Annotated in this window: 15 protein-coding genes; 8 read left to right on the forward strand and 7 right to left on the reverse strand. The window is 59.6% G+C overall.

From position 1 onward, the window contains the following. The first annotated feature begins 102 nt into the window (after positions 1–102). Positions 103–573, forward strand: coding sequence for a Cys-tRNA(Pro) deacylase (ybaK, locus tag J3P76_RS06125; protein WP_420765231.1), 471 nt, complete (start codon positions 103–105; stop codon positions 571–573). 148 nt (positions 574–721) lie between these two features. Continuing rightward, entirely contained in the window at positions 722–1,504 is a 783-nt protein-coding gene (locus J3P76_RS06130) for a PhzF family phenazine biosynthesis protein (RefSeq protein WP_434701675.1), read from the forward strand. Positions 1,505–1,556: 52 nt separating this feature from the next. On the opposite strand, the gene J3P76_RS06135 is transcribed toward J3P76_RS06130, so the two are convergent. Both J3P76_RS06135 and argF read right to left on the reverse strand, forming a co-directional pair. Next, on the reverse strand, positions 1,557–2,666 hold the full coding sequence (locus J3P76_RS06135) for an ABC transporter ATP-binding protein (RefSeq protein WP_434560301.1): 1,110 nt from the start codon (positions 2,664–2,666) through the stop codon (positions 1,557–1,559). Further along, entirely contained in the window at positions 2,663–3,583 is a 921-nt protein-coding gene (argF, locus tag J3P76_RS06140; RefSeq protein WP_434560299.1) for an ornithine carbamoyltransferase, read from the reverse strand. The genes J3P76_RS06135 and argF overlap by 4 nt, the downstream gene beginning before the upstream one ends. Before the next feature lie 402 nt (positions 3,584–3,985). Here argF and J3P76_RS06145 point away from each other — a divergent pair, with 402 nt between their 5' ends. The 3 genes from J3P76_RS06145 to grxD all read left to right on the forward strand — a co-directional run bounded on the left by J3P76_RS06145 (position 3,986) and on the right by grxD (position 6,955). Further along, positions 3,986–4,273, forward strand: a complete 288-nt coding sequence (locus tag J3P76_RS06145) for a hypothetical protein (RefSeq protein WP_420765227.1) — start codon at positions 3,986–3,988, stop codon at positions 4,271–4,273. A gap of 131 nt (positions 4,274–4,404) precedes the next feature. Then, complete coding sequence (locus J3P76_RS06150; RefSeq protein ID WP_434607413.1) at positions 4,405–6,513, forward strand: molybdopterin oxidoreductase family protein; 2,109 nt, start codon at positions 4,405–4,407, stop codon at positions 6,511–6,513. Between the two features lie 100 nt (positions 6,514–6,613). After that, entirely contained in the window at positions 6,614–6,955 is a 342-nt protein-coding gene (gene grxD / locus J3P76_RS06155; protein ID WP_186569763.1) for a Grx4 family monothiol glutaredoxin, read from the forward strand. Positions 6,956–7,053: 98 nt separating this feature from the next. Here the strand turns inward: grxD and bfr are convergent, their stop codons facing one another. Together bfr and J3P76_RS06165 are read right to left on the reverse strand one after the other, a co-directional pair. Further along, entirely contained in the window at positions 7,054–7,527 is a 474-nt protein-coding gene (gene bfr, locus J3P76_RS06160; protein ID WP_053124544.1) for a bacterioferritin, read from the reverse strand. Positions 7,528–7,725: 198 nt separating this feature from the next. Then, positions 7,726–7,944 (reverse strand): bacterioferritin-associated ferredoxin, encoded by a 219-nt coding sequence (locus J3P76_RS06165; RefSeq protein WP_039591750.1) that lies wholly within the window; start codon positions 7,942–7,944, stop codon positions 7,726–7,728. Between the two features lie 285 nt (positions 7,945–8,229). On the opposite strand from J3P76_RS06165, the gene J3P76_RS06170 reads away from it, so the two are divergent. Next, a complete protein-coding gene (locus tag J3P76_RS06170) occupies positions 8,230–8,832 on the forward strand; it encodes a peroxiredoxin (protein WP_039591751.1) in 603 nt (200 codons plus the stop codon). A gap of 101 nt (positions 8,833–8,933) precedes the next feature. Here J3P76_RS06170 and rnt read toward each other — a convergent pair whose 3' ends face one another. Both rnt and pyrC read right to left on the reverse strand, forming a co-directional pair. Then, a complete protein-coding gene (rnt, locus tag J3P76_RS06175; RefSeq protein WP_420765224.1) occupies positions 8,934–9,611 on the reverse strand; it encodes a ribonuclease T in 678 nt (225 codons plus the stop codon). Further along, positions 9,608–10,654: a dihydroorotase gene (gene pyrC, locus J3P76_RS06180; protein ID WP_434701676.1), complete on the reverse strand. Its 1,047-nt coding sequence runs from the start codon at positions 10,652–10,654 to the stop codon at positions 9,608–9,610. The genes rnt and pyrC overlap by 4 nt, the downstream gene beginning before the upstream one ends. A gap of 188 nt (positions 10,655–10,842) precedes the next feature. On the opposite strand from pyrC, the gene J3P76_RS06185 reads away from it, so the two are divergent. After that, positions 10,843–11,841, forward strand: coding sequence for a flagellar protein MotY (locus tag J3P76_RS06185; protein WP_420765222.1), 999 nt, complete (start codon positions 10,843–10,845; stop codon positions 11,839–11,841). A gap of 128 nt (positions 11,842–11,969) precedes the next feature. Further along, positions 11,970–13,187, forward strand: coding sequence for an argininosuccinate synthase (locus tag J3P76_RS06190; RefSeq protein WP_024779511.1), 1,218 nt, complete (start codon positions 11,970–11,972; stop codon positions 13,185–13,187). Between the two features lie 87 nt (positions 13,188–13,274). On the opposite strand, the gene J3P76_RS06195 is transcribed toward J3P76_RS06190, so the two are convergent. Further along, complete coding sequence (locus J3P76_RS06195) at positions 13,275–13,772, reverse strand: hypothetical protein (RefSeq protein ID WP_434560293.1); 498 nt, start codon at positions 13,770–13,772, stop codon at positions 13,275–13,277. Between the last annotated feature and the right edge of the window lie 441 nt (positions 13,773–14,213).

Consider the following 14,213-nt stretch of genomic DNA (forward strand, 5'->3'; position numbering starts at 1 on the left):
GGCGTGGCGCGGCGTCGCCATCGGCCGTCTGCGCAGCCTTTTGCCTGGGGATCGCTTAGAATTCTCGCCACTCTTTTTGTTGTTTCCCTGTCAGGAGCGGTCATGACCCCCGCATTGGATCTGCTGAAAAAAGTGCGTGCCGAACATCGTATTCACAGTTACGAACATGACCCCAAGGCCGCGTCCTATGGTCTGGAAGCCGCAGAGAAACTGGCTCTGGAACCGGCGCGAGTGTTCAAGACGCTGTTGGCCGCGAGCGAGAAAGGTGAATTGCTGGTGGCGGTGGTGCCGGTCGCCGGGAGTCTGGACCTCAAAGCGTTGGCCCATGCGGCCGGGGTAAAGAAAGTCGAGATGGCCGATCCAGCCGCCGCGCAGCGTTCGACAGGTTATTTGCTGGGGGGCATCAGTCCGCTGGGACAGAAGAAGCGCCTGCGCACGTTTATCGACTCATCCGCACAGCCGTTTCCCACTGTGTTCGTCAGCGCGGGAAGACGAGGCCTGGAGGTGGAGTTGGCGCCCGCGTTGCTGGCGGAGCATACCGGAGCGGCGTTTGCGGATATTGGCCGCGGGTGAGGAGCAAGCGCCTCTGCCAGGATGAATCTTTCCAACCGTCCAGGCGTCCAACCTTTCAATGTGTAAGGCGAAAATTGTGTCGATCTGTCACTGGATAAACGGTGCCTGCGCAGCTCATGCTCACGCATCATAAAAAAGGAGATGTGCCATGCAGCTTGCGTTTCATCAGGTCGATGCGTTCAGTGACCGGCCCTTTGGCGGTAACCCGGCGATGGTCTATCGGCTCGATGCCTGGCTTGCCGATGACCTGATGCAAAAGATTGCCGCCGAACATAACTTGGCTGAAACCGCGTTTATGGTGCGCGAAAACCAGCACTGGCATATCCGCTGGTTCACCCCGACCACCGAGGTGCCCTTGTGTGGCCATGCCACGTTGGCCAGCGCTTATGTGTTGTTCGAGGTCTATCACGAAACCGTGGAGCGGCTGGACTTCATCTGCAAATCCGGAGCGCTGAGCGTCACGCGCGAGGGCGAACGGCTGTGGTTGGATTTCCCTGCCATCGTGCCGGCCGAATTGGGGGCGTCCCTGGCGGTCCAGAGTGCCTTGGGTGTCGAGGCGGTGGATGTGCTGAGTTCCAACGAATTGTTCTTGGTATTGGAGTCGGAGCAGGCGGTGCTCGAGTGCAAGCCGGACATGGCGGCCCTCGCGAAACTGCCATGGCCTGGCGCGATCGTGACCGCGCCGGGGAGCAAGCACGATTTCGTCTCGCGCTATTTTGCTCCGGCGATTGGTATCAATGAGGATCCGGTCACCGGGTCGACTCATTGCAGCCTGATTCCCTACTGGTCCAAGCGGCTGAACAAGCTCGGGCTGACGGCGTATCAATGCTCGGCCAGGGGAGGGGCATTGTTCTGCCGGCTGGAGGGTGACCGGGTGAAGATCGGCGGGCATGCCACGTTGGTGGCCAGCGGGACCCTATCAGTCGGTTGAGGTCAATGAGGTTCTGTGGGGGCGCGCTTGCTCGCTCCCACAGGGTGTAGCGTCAATTGGCGACGCTATGCCGTCGCACGCCGCTGTCGATCGACGGCAAATGCGCTGCCGTACTGCCCGAGGCCTGGAACAGCACCAGGTGTTCGGCGGCCACGCGAATACCGACAGTCGCCCCGACCTGATGGTCGGCGTGGCTTGGGAAAATCGATTCCAGTTGCGCACCCGTCGGCAATTGCAGGCGATACAAGGTCGAAGCGCCCAGAAAAGTCTTACCGACGATGGTAGCCGTGAGCGGGCTGTCAGGCGCGTAGACGATATCGTCCGGGCGCAGCAGCACATCCACGGCGCTGCCGATGGGCCAGGTATAGGCCCGGTTTCCCCGTAGCGTCCCCAATTCGGTCTGCACTGATTCCGGGCTGTCGAGCTGGCCTCGGATGAAATAGCCCTGGCCGATAAAGCTGGCGACATAAGGCGTCAGGGGTTCGTGGTAAAGGTTGTAGGGCGTATCCCACTGTTCCAGCCGACCCTCCCGGAATACGCCGACATGATCACTCACGGCGAAGGCTTCTTCCTGGTCATGGGTCACCAGAATCGCGCTGGTGCCGCGAGCCTTGAGGATGTCCCGCACCTCATGGCTGAGCTTGCGTCGCAGCTCGCCATCGAGGTTGGAGAAGGGCTCGTCGAGCAGCAGCAATTGCGGCTCGGGCGCCAATGCCCTGGCGAGCGCCACGCGTTGTTGCTGGCCTCCGGAGAGCTCATGGGGAAAACGTTTACCGAGGTTCTTCAGGTTGACCAGTTCCAGCAGCTCTTCGACCACACGGTTCTTGCCAGGGTGTTTACGAATGCCGAATGCCATGTTCTCGGCGACGCTGAGGTGCGGGAACAGTGCATAGTCTTGGAATACCATGCCGATGCGACGTTTTTCCGGGGCCAAGGTGAAACCCGCGCGGGAAATGATTTCCCCGGCCAACTGGATCTCGCCTTCGTGTACCGGTTCGAAACCGGCGATGGCCCGCAGGGTCGTGGTCTTGCCGCACCCGGACGAGCCCAGCAAGCAGCCGATGTCGCCCGCATTGAGGTGCAGGTTGAGGTTCTGGACGACTCGCTGGTCCTGGTACCCGCAGGCCAGGTTATGCAGATTCAGTAACAAGGAGTGACTCATGCGTGGTGATACGCCGGCTCGACGAGGAATTCGAGCAGGGCCTTCTGTGCGTGGAGACGGTTTTCTGCCTGGTCCCAAGCGACGGATCGCGGGTCTTCCAGCAGGTCGAGGCTGATTTCCTCGCCGCGATGGGCGGGTAGGCAATGCATGAACAGCACCTCGGCGTCCGCCAGGTCGAGCAGGGCCCGTGTGACTTGCAACGGCGCGAACAGCTTGACGCGCTTGGCGGCTTCCTCTTCCTGGCCCATGGAGGTCCAGACGTCGGTGCTCACCAGGTGCGCGCCGGCCACGGCCAGCTTCGGATCACGGACCAGCGACACCCGGTCCCCGGCCTTGGCGAGCAGTTCTGCATCCGGGTCATAGCCTTCAGGGCAAGCGATCCGTAGCTGGAAGTCGAATTGCATCGACGCTTCTATATAGCTGTTGCACATGTTGTTGCCATCGCCGACCCAGGCAACGGTTTTGCCCTGGATCGAGCCGCGGTGCTCGAGGAAGGTCTGCATGTCGGCCAACAGCTGGCAAGGGTGCAGATCGTCGGATAGGCCGTTGATCACCGGCACGCGGGAATAGGCGGCGAATTCGGTCAGGGTGCTGTGGGCAAAGGTACGGATCATCACGGCGTCGAGCATGCTCGACATGACAATGGCGCAATCGCTGATCGGCTCGCCACGTCCCAGTTGAGTGTCGCGGGGCGACAGGAAAATCGCCTGGCCGCCAAGCTGGATCATGCCGGCTTCGAAAGAGATGCGCGTGCGCGTGGATGACTTCTCGAAAATCATCCCCAGCACACGGTTTTTCAAGGGCTCGAACAGTACGCCGCGTTTACGCAGGTCCTTGAGCTCAACGCCTCGACGGATCACGGCGAGCAACTCATCGGGCGTGAAATCCATCAGGGAGAGAAAGTGCCTTGCGCTCATGATTGACTACCTTTTTGTAACGGACCGCAGATGCTCAGAGCCTTGTTTCATGGAAAAACGGGCGAGACCTGCGGCAAAAGCCGCACGGGGCGACGAAATAGGGGAAAGGCGCGATATTGACATTAAATGTCGCGTCTTACCAATAGGGCTACGGTTATGAGGGATTTCAGCGAGGCCAATGCAGAGTTGCATTGGCGTGGTTGAGGCCGGTTTCCTGACAGCAGCGGGTTCATTTGTACACTGGCGTTGCGTCGCTTGGCAATCGAGCAGGGCGGGCATCGGGTGGTTGGCGGTCGGTTTTTGACCCGCTGGCCCGGGTCGTCGGTCTGTTGCCAAATGTGAAATATTTCCTAATGCAGGACCCTGAGTTATAAATGAACCCCTAGCCGCAGGAGCCCCGAAATGGATTCGAAAGAGCAACGACTGATGGAACTGTTGGGGCTGACGGCACGCACCCTGACCCACCTGACCGCTTCGGTGACGTCCATGTCATTCGAATTGCTGCGCAGCGATGACGAAGTGACCAAGGCGGCGGGGCGCCGCATGATCGATCGGATGGCCACGATCAGCGGTGGTCTCGATGAGCACTGGCGCTTGATTGGCGAGTTGACCGGGGTGCCCATGGCCCAGGAGGAAGTGCAGACCATCGAGGAAATCCAACTGCTGGCGCCTCCTCCCGAGCAGCCTTGACAGCGACGCATCGGCGGGCATGATGCCTGGCGATTCACAGGACGAACGTCGCTGGCGCTACCGGGCATCCCGCGCCATAGTTTTGTTCCCGCGGCCCAAAGTGCCCGCTACGAATAAAACAGAGGCTGGCCATGACCAAGACCCTCCATCACCGTGCGTGCCATCTGTGCGAGGCCATCTGTGGCCTGACTCTCGAAACCACCGAAACCGAAGGCCAAGGCCTGGCGATCACCTCGATCAAGGGTGATCCGCTGGACAGTTTCAGTCGTGGGCACATCTGCCCCAAGGCCGTGGCGTTGCAGGATATCCAGAACGATCCGGACCGTCTGCGCCAGCCCATGCAACGAGTCGGCGGCGAGTGGCAGCCCATCGCCTGGGACGACGCCTTTGCCTTGGTGGCCGAACGCCTTGCGGCGATCCAGGAGCGCCACGGCCAGAACGCGGTGGGGGTCTATCAGGGCAACCCCAGCGTGCACAACTATGGATTGATGACCCACAGCAACTATTTCCTCGGCTTGTTGAAAACCCGCAGCCGCTTTTCGGCGACTTCGGTTGATCAATTGCCCCATCACCTGACCAGTCACTTGATGTACGGTCACGGCTTGCTGCTGCCGATACCGGACATCGATCACACCGATTTCATGCTGATCCTGGGGGGTAATCCGCTGGCTTCCAATGGCAGCATCATGACCGTGCCGGATGTGGAGAAACGGCTGAAGGCAATCCAGTCCCGGGGCGGCCGGGTGGTGGTGGTCGATCCGCGGCGCAGCGAGACGGCGGCCATCGCCGACCAGCATGTATTCGTACGCCCCGGCGGCGATGCCGCGCTGCTGTTTGGCTTGCTTGGCACCTTGTTCAGCGAAGGACTGACGCGTGACAGTCATTTGCCGGTGGACGGCCTCGAAGAGGTGCGCCAGGCCGTTGCACCTTTCACCGCAGAGGCCATGAGCCCGCTTTGTGGGGTGCCTGCCCCGCAGATCCGCCAATTGGCCCGTGATTTCGCTGCCGCGCCGTCGGCCGTGTGCTATGGCAGGATGGGTGTTTCGACCCAGGCTTTCGGCACGCTGTGCCACTGGCTGATCCAGGTGATCAACCTGGTGACCGGCAATCTCGATCGAGTGGGCGGGGCACTGTGCACCGAGCCAGCGGTGGATTTGGTGGCGACCACTTCGGGCGGGCATTTCAATCGCTGGCAAAGCCGTGTATCCGGGCGTCCCGAATATGCGGGCGAGTTGCCTGTATCGACCCTCGCTGAAGAAATGCTCACCGAGGGCGAAGGGCAGATCCGTGCGCTGGTCACCGTGGCCGGCAACCCCGTGCTGTCCACGCCTAACGGACGGCAGCTCGAGCAAGCGCTGGATGGGCTTGAGTTCATGGTCAGCATCGACTTGTACATCAACGAAACCACGCGCTACGCCGACTTGATCCTGCCGTCGACCTCGGCCCTGGAAAATGATCATTACGACACCACGTTCAACCTGTTCGCCGTGCGTAACGTCAGCCGCTTCAACCGGGCCATCCTGCCCAAGCCCGAGGGAGCGCTGCACGATTGGGAGATTTTTGTCGGCCTGGCCAAGGCTTTTGCCGCCCGGACCGGCAAGGAGCTCAAGCCGACGATGCCGCCGGCGCAGATGATCGATTTCGGCCTGCGAGCCGGGATGTATGGCGATGCTTCGCCCTACAGGTTGTCCTTGGCAACGCTGTTCGATCATCCCCACGGTATCGATCTCGGTGCGCTCAAGCCCAATCTGACGGCCCGGTTGAAAACCGAAAATGGCCGCGTGCAGGCTGCGCCCGCCGTCATCCTCGCCGACCTGGCGCGCTTTGCCGCGTTGCGAGCGCCGGCAGCGGACGAGTTGCTGATGATTGGCCGGCGCCATGTGCGCAGCAATAACTCATGGATGCATAATTTCCACCGGCTGGTGAAAGGCAAGCCGCGTCATCAATTGCTGATGCATCCGCAAGACCTTGCCAGCCGGGGGCTTGTCGATGGGCAGCGCGTGAAGGTCAGCTCCCGGGTCGGCGTGATTGAAGTGGAGGTCCAGAGCAGCCCGGACATGATGAAAGGCGTGGTCAGCCTTCCTCACGGTTGGGGGCATGCTCGTCCTGGCGTGCAGATGACCATCGCCAGCGGACAGCCTGGGTCCAGCGCCAACGACCTGACCGATGAGCGCCAGCTCGATGAGTTATCCGGCAACGCGGCGCTGAACGGTGTTCCGGTGAAGGTGGCGGCTGCGTAAAATTGTCCCCGGGGCGGACCGAGCAAGGTGCTCGGCTTTCCGTTACAATGCGCCACCGTGTCGACATCTGTAGTCGCAAAAGTTCAAGCCGAGGTGCTCCGTGGATATCATCGAAACGATCAAAGAACAGATTGCCAACAACACCATCCTGCTCTACATGAAAGGCTCGCCGAACGCCCCACAGTGCGGCTTCTCGGCCAAGGCTGCTCAGGCGGTGATGGCGTGTGGCGAGAAGTTCGCCTACGTGGACATCCTGCAGAACCCGGAAATCCGCGCCAACCTGCCCAAGTATGCCAACTGGCCAACCTTCCCACAGTTGTGGGTTGGCGGTGAGCTGATCGGCGGCAGTGACATCATGACCGAGATGGCCGCCGACGGTTCGTTGCAGTCCACGATCAAGGCAGCTGTGGAAGCAGCGGCGGCTAACAAGTCCGAAGCCTGATCGACCGCAGTACTGTAGGAGCCTGGCCATCCAGGCAATAAAAAGCCCCGCACCTCGAAAGAGGGCGGGGCTTTTTAGTGGCTTGCTTTCGAGGGCGCTTATTCTTCGCCCATCTGCGATTGCAGGTAATTTTCCAGACCGATCTTGTCGATCAGGCCCAGCTGGGTTTCGAGCCAGTCGATGTGCTCTTCCTCGGATTCGAGAATGTCTTCCAGCAGTTCGCGGCTACCGAAGTCGCCAACGCTTTCGCAATGGGCAATGGCGGCTTTCAGGTCGGCGTGGCCGGTGCGCTCGATGCGCAGGTCGCACTCGAGCATTTCACGAGTATGTTCGCCGATGTGCAGCTTGCCCAGGTCCTGGACGTTCGGCAGGCCTTCGAGAAACAGGATTCGCTTGATCAGCTTGTCCGCATGTTTCATTTCATCGATGGATTCGTGGTACTCGTGCTTGCCCAGCTTGTTCAGGCCCCAATCCTCGTACATGCGTGCATGCAAGAAGTACTGATTGATCGCGACCAGCTCATTGGCAAGGATCTTGTTGAGATGCTGGATGACTGTAATGTCGCCTTTCATGATGAGGGCCTGCCCTGATAACTGTGTATTAAGGCGGAGTTTGAGCCGAGCTATTACGAGTGTCAAACCTAAGTTATTGAATAATAAATGAAAATTAATCGGAATAAGAATGTTTGTGTTCCGCGTCTGGAAGCTAAGCATTTGATTTTCGGGCATAAAAAAACCGGACATTGAGTCCGGTTCTTTGAATATCTGGATTTATGCGGCCGTAAATTCTGCCGGATAAGGGATCGAGGCTTGCGCGGTCTGAACTTTGGCGAGGGTTTCACGCACCACTTCCTTGGCGAGGCAGGCGCATTTGCCGCATTGGCTGGCTACGCCGGTGGCCTGGCGGACTTCCCGGTAGCTGCAGCAACCCTCATAGATCGCTTCGCGGATTTGTCCGTCGGTGACGCCAGTGCAGAGGCATACATACATAAGTGAGAACCGTCGCTGGTTGTGACTCAATTGAGACGGATCTTAATGTTAACGAGAATGATTGTCAAAGTGGTTTCCCGCGCTGGTTGACGAACGGTGTCGAGCGCCTGCCATCAAGCGGGCATCGGATTTCTTGGGCCGCCAAAAAACCGTTGAGGACAGGCCAAACGTGCGGTGTATGATGGTCGGTCCTTGCAAAGCGGGTTCGTGTCACAGGGCTGTCGCCTGAGGGGTGGCAGGCTGGCGCGGACCTTGTTTTCACGTTACTACACCAGGAGATATCCAATGAGCGTACTCGTAGGCAAACAAGCCCCTGACTTCACCGTTCCCGCCGTCCTCGGCAATGGCGAAATCGTCGACAGCTTCACCCTGTCCTCGGCCATCAAAGGCAAATACGGCCTGGTGTTCTTCTACCCGCTGGACTTCACTTTCGTTTGCCCGTCCGAGCTGATCGCACTGGATCACCGCATGGACGACTTCAAGGCGCGCAACGTTGAAGTGGTCGCCGTTTCGATCGACTCGCACTTCACCCACAACGCCTGGCGCAACACCGCCATCAATGCCGGTGGCATTGGCCCGGTGAAATACACCATGGCTGCCGACATGAAGCACGAAATCGCCAAGGCCTACGACGTTGAGTCCGAAGGCGGCGTGGCCTTCCGTGGCGCGTTCCTGATCGACGACAAAGGCGTGGTCCGTTCGCAGATCATCAACGACCTGCCGCTGGGACGTAACATGGAAGAGCTGATCCGTCTGGTTGACGCCCTGCAGTTCCATGAAGAGCATGGCGAAGTCTGCCCGGCCAACTGGAAAAAAGGCGACAAGGGCATGACCGCATCGCCTGAAGGTGTAGCTGCCTACCTGGGCGAGCACAGCGACAAGCTGTAAGCGCACCCATGCATAAAAAAACCGGCCCTCGATGGGCCGGTTTTTTTATGGACGTTTCTTGGCGCAGCACAGATCCCTCGCCACAAAGAGCCAGGCTGATGTCAGTCGTCGAAATCCTGCCAGCCACCCATTTCCTTCCACCGGTTGACGATGCCGCAAAAAAGCTCGGCGGTTTTCTCGGTGTCGTAGCGGGCCGAATGGGCTTCACGGCCATCGAAATCGATGTCGGCTGCCTGGCACGCCTTGGCCAACACGGTCTGGCCATACGCCAGGCCTGCAAGGGTGGCCGTGTCGAAGCTGGAGAATGGATGGAAAGGGTTGCGCTTCATGTCCAGGCGCGCCACGGCGGCATTGAGGAAGCCCAGGTCGAAGCTGCTGTTGTGGCCAACCAGGATCGCTCGCTTGCAACCGTTGGCCTTCAGCGCCTTGCGCACACCACGGAAGATGTCGGTCAGCGCGGTCTCTTCGCTGACGGCCATGCGCAGCGGATGATCGAGCTTGATCCCGGTGAACTCCAGGGCAGCCGCTTCGATGTTGGCGCCTTCGAACGGTTCGACCCGGAAGAAATAGGTGTGGTCGGGGAAGACGAAGCCTTTTTCGTCCATGCCGATGGTCGTCGCGGCGATTTCCAGCAGCGCATCGGTGGCCGAGTTGAAACCGCCGGTTTCTACATCGACCACGACCGGCAGATAACCCCGGAAGCGAGCCGCCATTGGATGGCGCGGGCCGCCTGAGCCGCCGTTGCCGTCCAGTTCGTCATCGAAATGATCTTCACTCACGCGTTTTCCTCCAGCAGGCGCCAGCGCAGTTTTTCACCGGCGCGCAGCGGGATGACAGTCTGCTCGCCAAACGGCAGGCTGGCAGGGGCGGTCCACTCATCGCGAACCAGGGTAATACGATCGGTGTTCACCGGCAGGCCATAGAAGCGTGGGCCATGCAGGCTGGCGAAACCTTCGAGCTTGTCCAGGGCGTTGCGCTGCTCGAATGCCTCGGCATACATCTCGATGGCGGCGTAGGCGGTGTAACAGCCGGCGCAACCGCAGGCGGCTTCCTTGGCGTGACGGGCGTGGGGCGCCGAGTCGGTGCCCAGGAAGAACTTGGCGCTGCCGCTGGTGGCGGCGTCCAGCAAGGCTTCCTGATGGGTGTTGCGCTTGAGGATCGGCAGGCAGTAGAAATGCGGCCGGATCCCGCCCACCAGCATGTGGTTGCGGTTGTACAGCAGGTGGTGTGCGGTAATGGTCGCGCCGACGTTGGCCGAGGCCTCGTTGACGAATTGCACGGCATCGCCGGTGGTGATGTGCTCGAACACCACCTTTAGCGTCGGGAAGCGTTCGACGACGCGACGCATGTGTTCGTCGATGAAGATCTTCTCGCGGTCGAACACATCGACGTCGCCCCGGGTGACCTCGCCATGGATCAACAATGGCATGCCGACTTCGGCCATGACCTCCAGCGCAGGGAAGATCTTGTCGATGCTGGTGACACCGGAATCCGAGTTGGTGGTGGCGCCAGCGGGGTACAACTTGGCCGCGTGGACGAAACCACTGGCCTTGGCCTCGCGTATTTCTTCGGGCTGGGTGCGGTCGGTGAGGTAAAGCACCATCAGCGGTTCGAAGCGGCTGCCAGCCGGGCGTGCAGCCAGAATGCGCTGGCGATAGCCATCGGCCTCGGGAGCGTTACGCACGGGCGGAACCAGGTTAGGCATGATGATGGCGCGGCCAAAAGTGCGCGCGACATCGGCGACGGTATGGGTCAACACAGCACCATCGCGAAGATGAATATGCCAGTCGTCGGGACGCAGCAGGGTCAGGCGGTCGGACATGGGGGGCTTCCAGGCGGGTAAATCTCTGGCGAATGCTACCGGAAAAGACCGATCCGGGCACCCGCTATCAAGTTTTGCCGCAAGTTACCGATAGCCCCTTCAGGTGTGCCACGATTGCGTGCAGTGTCTAGGCCAAGCGGCATGCCCAGCGTTTTTCGATTTCCGTATAAAAGCCAGTGGAGCCTCCCGTGCGCCAGCGTTATCTAGCCTTGCTCAGTGTGTTTGCCAGCCTTCCTGCGATGGCGCTCACTTTCCAGACCCGTCTGGAGAGCATTGAGTGGACGGTCGAAGGCGATAAGTTCGAGTGTCGGCTGAGTCAGCCGATCACCGATTTTGGCAGCGGCGAATTCGTGCGCAAGGCGGGCGAGCAGGCCACGTTCCGGCTCAAGGCCTATAACCCGATGCTCGGTGGCGGCTCCGCGACGTTGCTGGCGGCGGCGGCGCCCTGGCAGCCAGGACGAGGCGATATCAACCTCGGCTCGGTCAGGATCGGTAGCGGCGATGTGCTGTTCAACAGCTCCCAGGTGCAGGCGGGCCGCTTGATCAGCGGGCTGATGGAAGGTCGCAGCCCCGTGGTGCGGCGTAACACCGACGATGGGCGGGTGTCGGAAGTCCGGTTGTTGCCCGTGCGCTTCAACAAGGCGTTCAACGATTACCAGGGCTGTGTCGCGAAGCTGTTGCCGAAGAACTTCGAACAGATCAAGCAAACCCAGATCGGTTTTCCCGGCGAAGGCATCGAGCTCGACGCCCAGGCCAAGGCTCAGTTGCAGGTCATGCTCGACTTCATCAAGGCTGACCCGAGCGTCAATCATGTCGAACTCGACGGCCACTCCGACAACAGTGGCAACCGCCTGACCAACCGCGAGCTGTCGCGCCGCCGGGCCCTGGCCGTCCAGGACTTCTTCAAGGCCAACGGCTTCCAGGAGTCTCAGTTTACCGTTCGCTTCCATGGCGAGCGTTATCCGCTGGTGCCCAATACCAACGCCGCCAATCGGGCCAAGAACCGTCGTGTGCTGGTAAAACTGGAGCGGGGCGCCGCACCGGCCTCGGCCCCACAGCCGCCAACCCCTGCGACAACGCCTGCGGTGCCTGCCGTGGCGCCCGCTGCCGCGCCGGGCAAGCCGGCGACGCCAGTGGCCCCGGCCAAGGCGGCTACGCCTGCTGCGGCTACTGCGCGCACTTCCTGATCGCGCGTTGATCGTCGCGCAGCTGACATAATCTGTCGCTTCGTCGTCATAAGCTGTCGCGCCTCTGTAAATTATCCGCGGTGGACGTTAGACTTGCCGGCTTTCCGTACAACCCGTGGAGTGATGGCATGGCGGACGTAAACAAGGTCGTTCTGGCGTATTCCGGCGGCCTGGACACTTCGGTGATCCTCAAGTGGCTGCAGGACACATATAACTGCGAAGTGGTGACCTTCACCGCTGACCTGGGACAGGGCGAGGAAGTCGAGCCTGCACGCGCCAAGGCCCAGGCCATGGGCGTCAAAGAGATCTATATCGATGACCTGCGCGAAGAATTCGTCCGCGACTTCGTCTTCCCGATGTTCCGCGCCAACACTGTTTACGAAGGCGAATACCTGCTGGGCACGTCCATCGCCCGTCCGCTGATTGCCAAGCGCTTGATCGAAATCGCCAACGAAACCGGTGCCGATGCCATTTCCCATGGGGCGACCGGCAAGGGCAACGACCAGGTACGTTTCGAGCTGGGTGCCTATGCCCTCAAGCCGGGCGTGAAGGTCATTGCTCCATGGCGCGAGTGGGACTTGCTGTCCCGTGAAAAGCTGATGGACTACGCCGAGAAGCACGCGATCCCGATCGAGCGTCATGGCAAGAAAAAATCTCCGTACTCGATGGATGCCAACCTGTTGCACATCTCCTATGAAGGCGGCGTGCTGGAAGACACCTGGACCGAGCACGAAGAAGACATGTGGCGTTGGACCGTCTCCCCCGAGAAGGCTCCCGATACCCCGCAATACCTGGAACTGACCTATCGCAATGGCGACATCGTTGCGCTCGATGGCGTGGAAATGAGCCCGGCCACTGTGCTGGCGACCCTGAACCGCATCGGTGGCGAACACGGCATCGGTCGCCTCGACATCGTCGAGAACCGCTATGTCGGTATGAAGTCCCGTGGTTGCTACGAAACCCCAGGCGGCACCATCATGCTGCGCGCCCACCGGGCGATCGAATCGATCACCCTGGATCGCGAAGTGGCTCACTTGAAGGATGAGTTGATGCCCAAGTACGCCAGCCTCATCTACACCGGCTACTGGTGGAGCCCTGAGCGTCTGATGCTGCAACAGATGATCGATGCCTCCCAGGTCAACGTGAACGGTGTCGTGCGCCTGAAGCTGTACAAGGGCAACGTGATCGTGACCGGGCGCAAGTCCGACGACTCGCTGTTCGATGCCAACATCGCCACTTTTGAAGAAGACGGTGGTGCCTACAACCAGGCCGACGCGGCCGGCTTCATCAAGCTCAACGCCCTGCGCATGCGCATCGCGGCGAACAAGGGTCGCAAGCTGTTCTGATGCAATCCGAAAACGGCCTGCCGCATGGCAGGCCGTTTTCTGTTATTTCCCCGTCCCGTGTGTCGCTGCAGCCGTTTCCCTTATGGCTCACCCCGCCTGTTTATCCGGCAGTGTCCCTGCGCCGTTCCCGTTGTAAACAACGAAGACGATGATGGTCTTGCCCTCAAGACGCCGTCCCGAGTCCTTAGCCCAATACATGTCGACCGACGGGTGGGATGAAGTGTGCTTGAACGCATCGTCCAGAGCCGTGCACTTATTCCATCGATAAGACTGCGACAGGAAATCAGCCTTGCTTCCTTGGCGTGATCTACGTCTACGCCGACAGGATGACTCAGCCGCACCCCTTATGAAGTGCTTGGTCTTGTGGAAATCCGAGGGCGAGTACAAGGAACGGTAGTTGAAGTTGAGTGTGATAAAGAAAAGAAATAACAGGTAAAACGGGAAGCTGATGAGGAACCATACATAGTACTCTCGCTCTTCATCATCCAGAAACGGCAGGGAAATAGCTGCGGAAGTTTCGGAGATCGTTGCGAATACAGCGATCAGTGTCAGGGGGTTGGCGATGGTTCTTAATGATCTTTTCATGGTGAGTGCTCATAAGTAATAGTGTGCTCGAATGTTTGAGTTGATCGAATAATGAAATTGCCGGGCCGCTAGAATAACCCTGCGATCGGGCAGCGTTCTCTTTCGTGTGCTGGTAAGTGGAGTCTTTTTTATACAGAAAGCTGAATCTTCCGAGCTAAACTTTTGCGGTTTGTCTATAAATAAATCGGTAACTTTTTATGAGGGAAATGCTTTTCCCTGGGTGGCAGGTAATCAGGTTTTTGACGAGAAGGCGCATTATTCATAGGGTGTTCGACGCGTGAGAATTGCCGTTCGCACCCCTCGGGAAAATTCATGGCACATTATTTCGAAGGTTATTTGTAGGATTTTTCTGCGTTGCTTGTAGGTTGCGTCTTTCGCTGCGAGCGGTAAGGGGGGACGACATGCCAAGGAAGAAATGACTAGGCTATTGTGCGTGCTCTA

Source organism: Pseudomonas sp. D1-36, assembly GCF_051132205.1.
Taxonomy (GTDB): Bacteria; Pseudomonadota; Gammaproteobacteria; order Pseudomonadales; family Pseudomonadaceae; genus Aquipseudomonas.

Coding starts and splice junctions, on each gene's coding strand:
- J3P76_RS06195 (WP_434560293.1), bottom strand. CDS start 13,772: ATGAAAAGATCATTAAGAACCATCGCCAACCCCCTGACACTGATCGCT.
- J3P76_RS06145 (WP_420765227.1), top strand. CDS start 3,986: ATGGATTCGAAAGAGCAACGACTGATGGAACTGTTGGGGCTGACGGCA.
- J3P76_RS06150 (WP_434607413.1), top strand. CDS start 4,405: ATGACCAAGACCCTCCATCACCGTGCGTGCCATCTGTGCGAGGCCATC.
- J3P76_RS06130 (WP_434701675.1), top strand. CDS start 722: ATGCAGCTTGCGTTTCATCAGGTCGATGCGTTCAGTGACCGGCCCTTT.
- ybaK (WP_420765231.1), top strand. CDS start 103: ATGACCCCCGCATTGGATCTGCTGAAAAAAGTGCGTGCCGAACATCGT.
- J3P76_RS06170 (WP_039591751.1), top strand. CDS start 8,230: ATGAGCGTACTCGTAGGCAAACAAGCCCCTGACTTCACCGTTCCCGCC.
- J3P76_RS06135 (WP_434560301.1), bottom strand. CDS start 2,666: ATGAGTCACTCCTTGTTACTGAATCTGCATAACCTGGCCTGCGGGTAC.
- J3P76_RS06165 (WP_039591750.1), bottom strand. CDS start 7,944: ATGTATGTATGCCTCTGCACTGGCGTCACCGACGGACAAATCCGCGAA.
- pyrC (WP_434701676.1), bottom strand. CDS start 10,654: ATGTCCGACCGCCTGACCCTGCTGCGTCCCGACGACTGGCATATTCAT.
- argF (WP_434560299.1), bottom strand. CDS start 3,583: ATGAGCGCAAGGCACTTTCTCTCCCTGATGGATTTCACGCCCGATGAG.
- bfr (WP_053124544.1), bottom strand. CDS start 7,527: ATGAAAGGCGACATTACAGTCATCCAGCATCTCAACAAGATCCTTGCC.
- J3P76_RS06190 (WP_024779511.1), top strand. CDS start 11,970: ATGGCGGACGTAAACAAGGTCGTTCTGGCGTATTCCGGCGGCCTGGAC.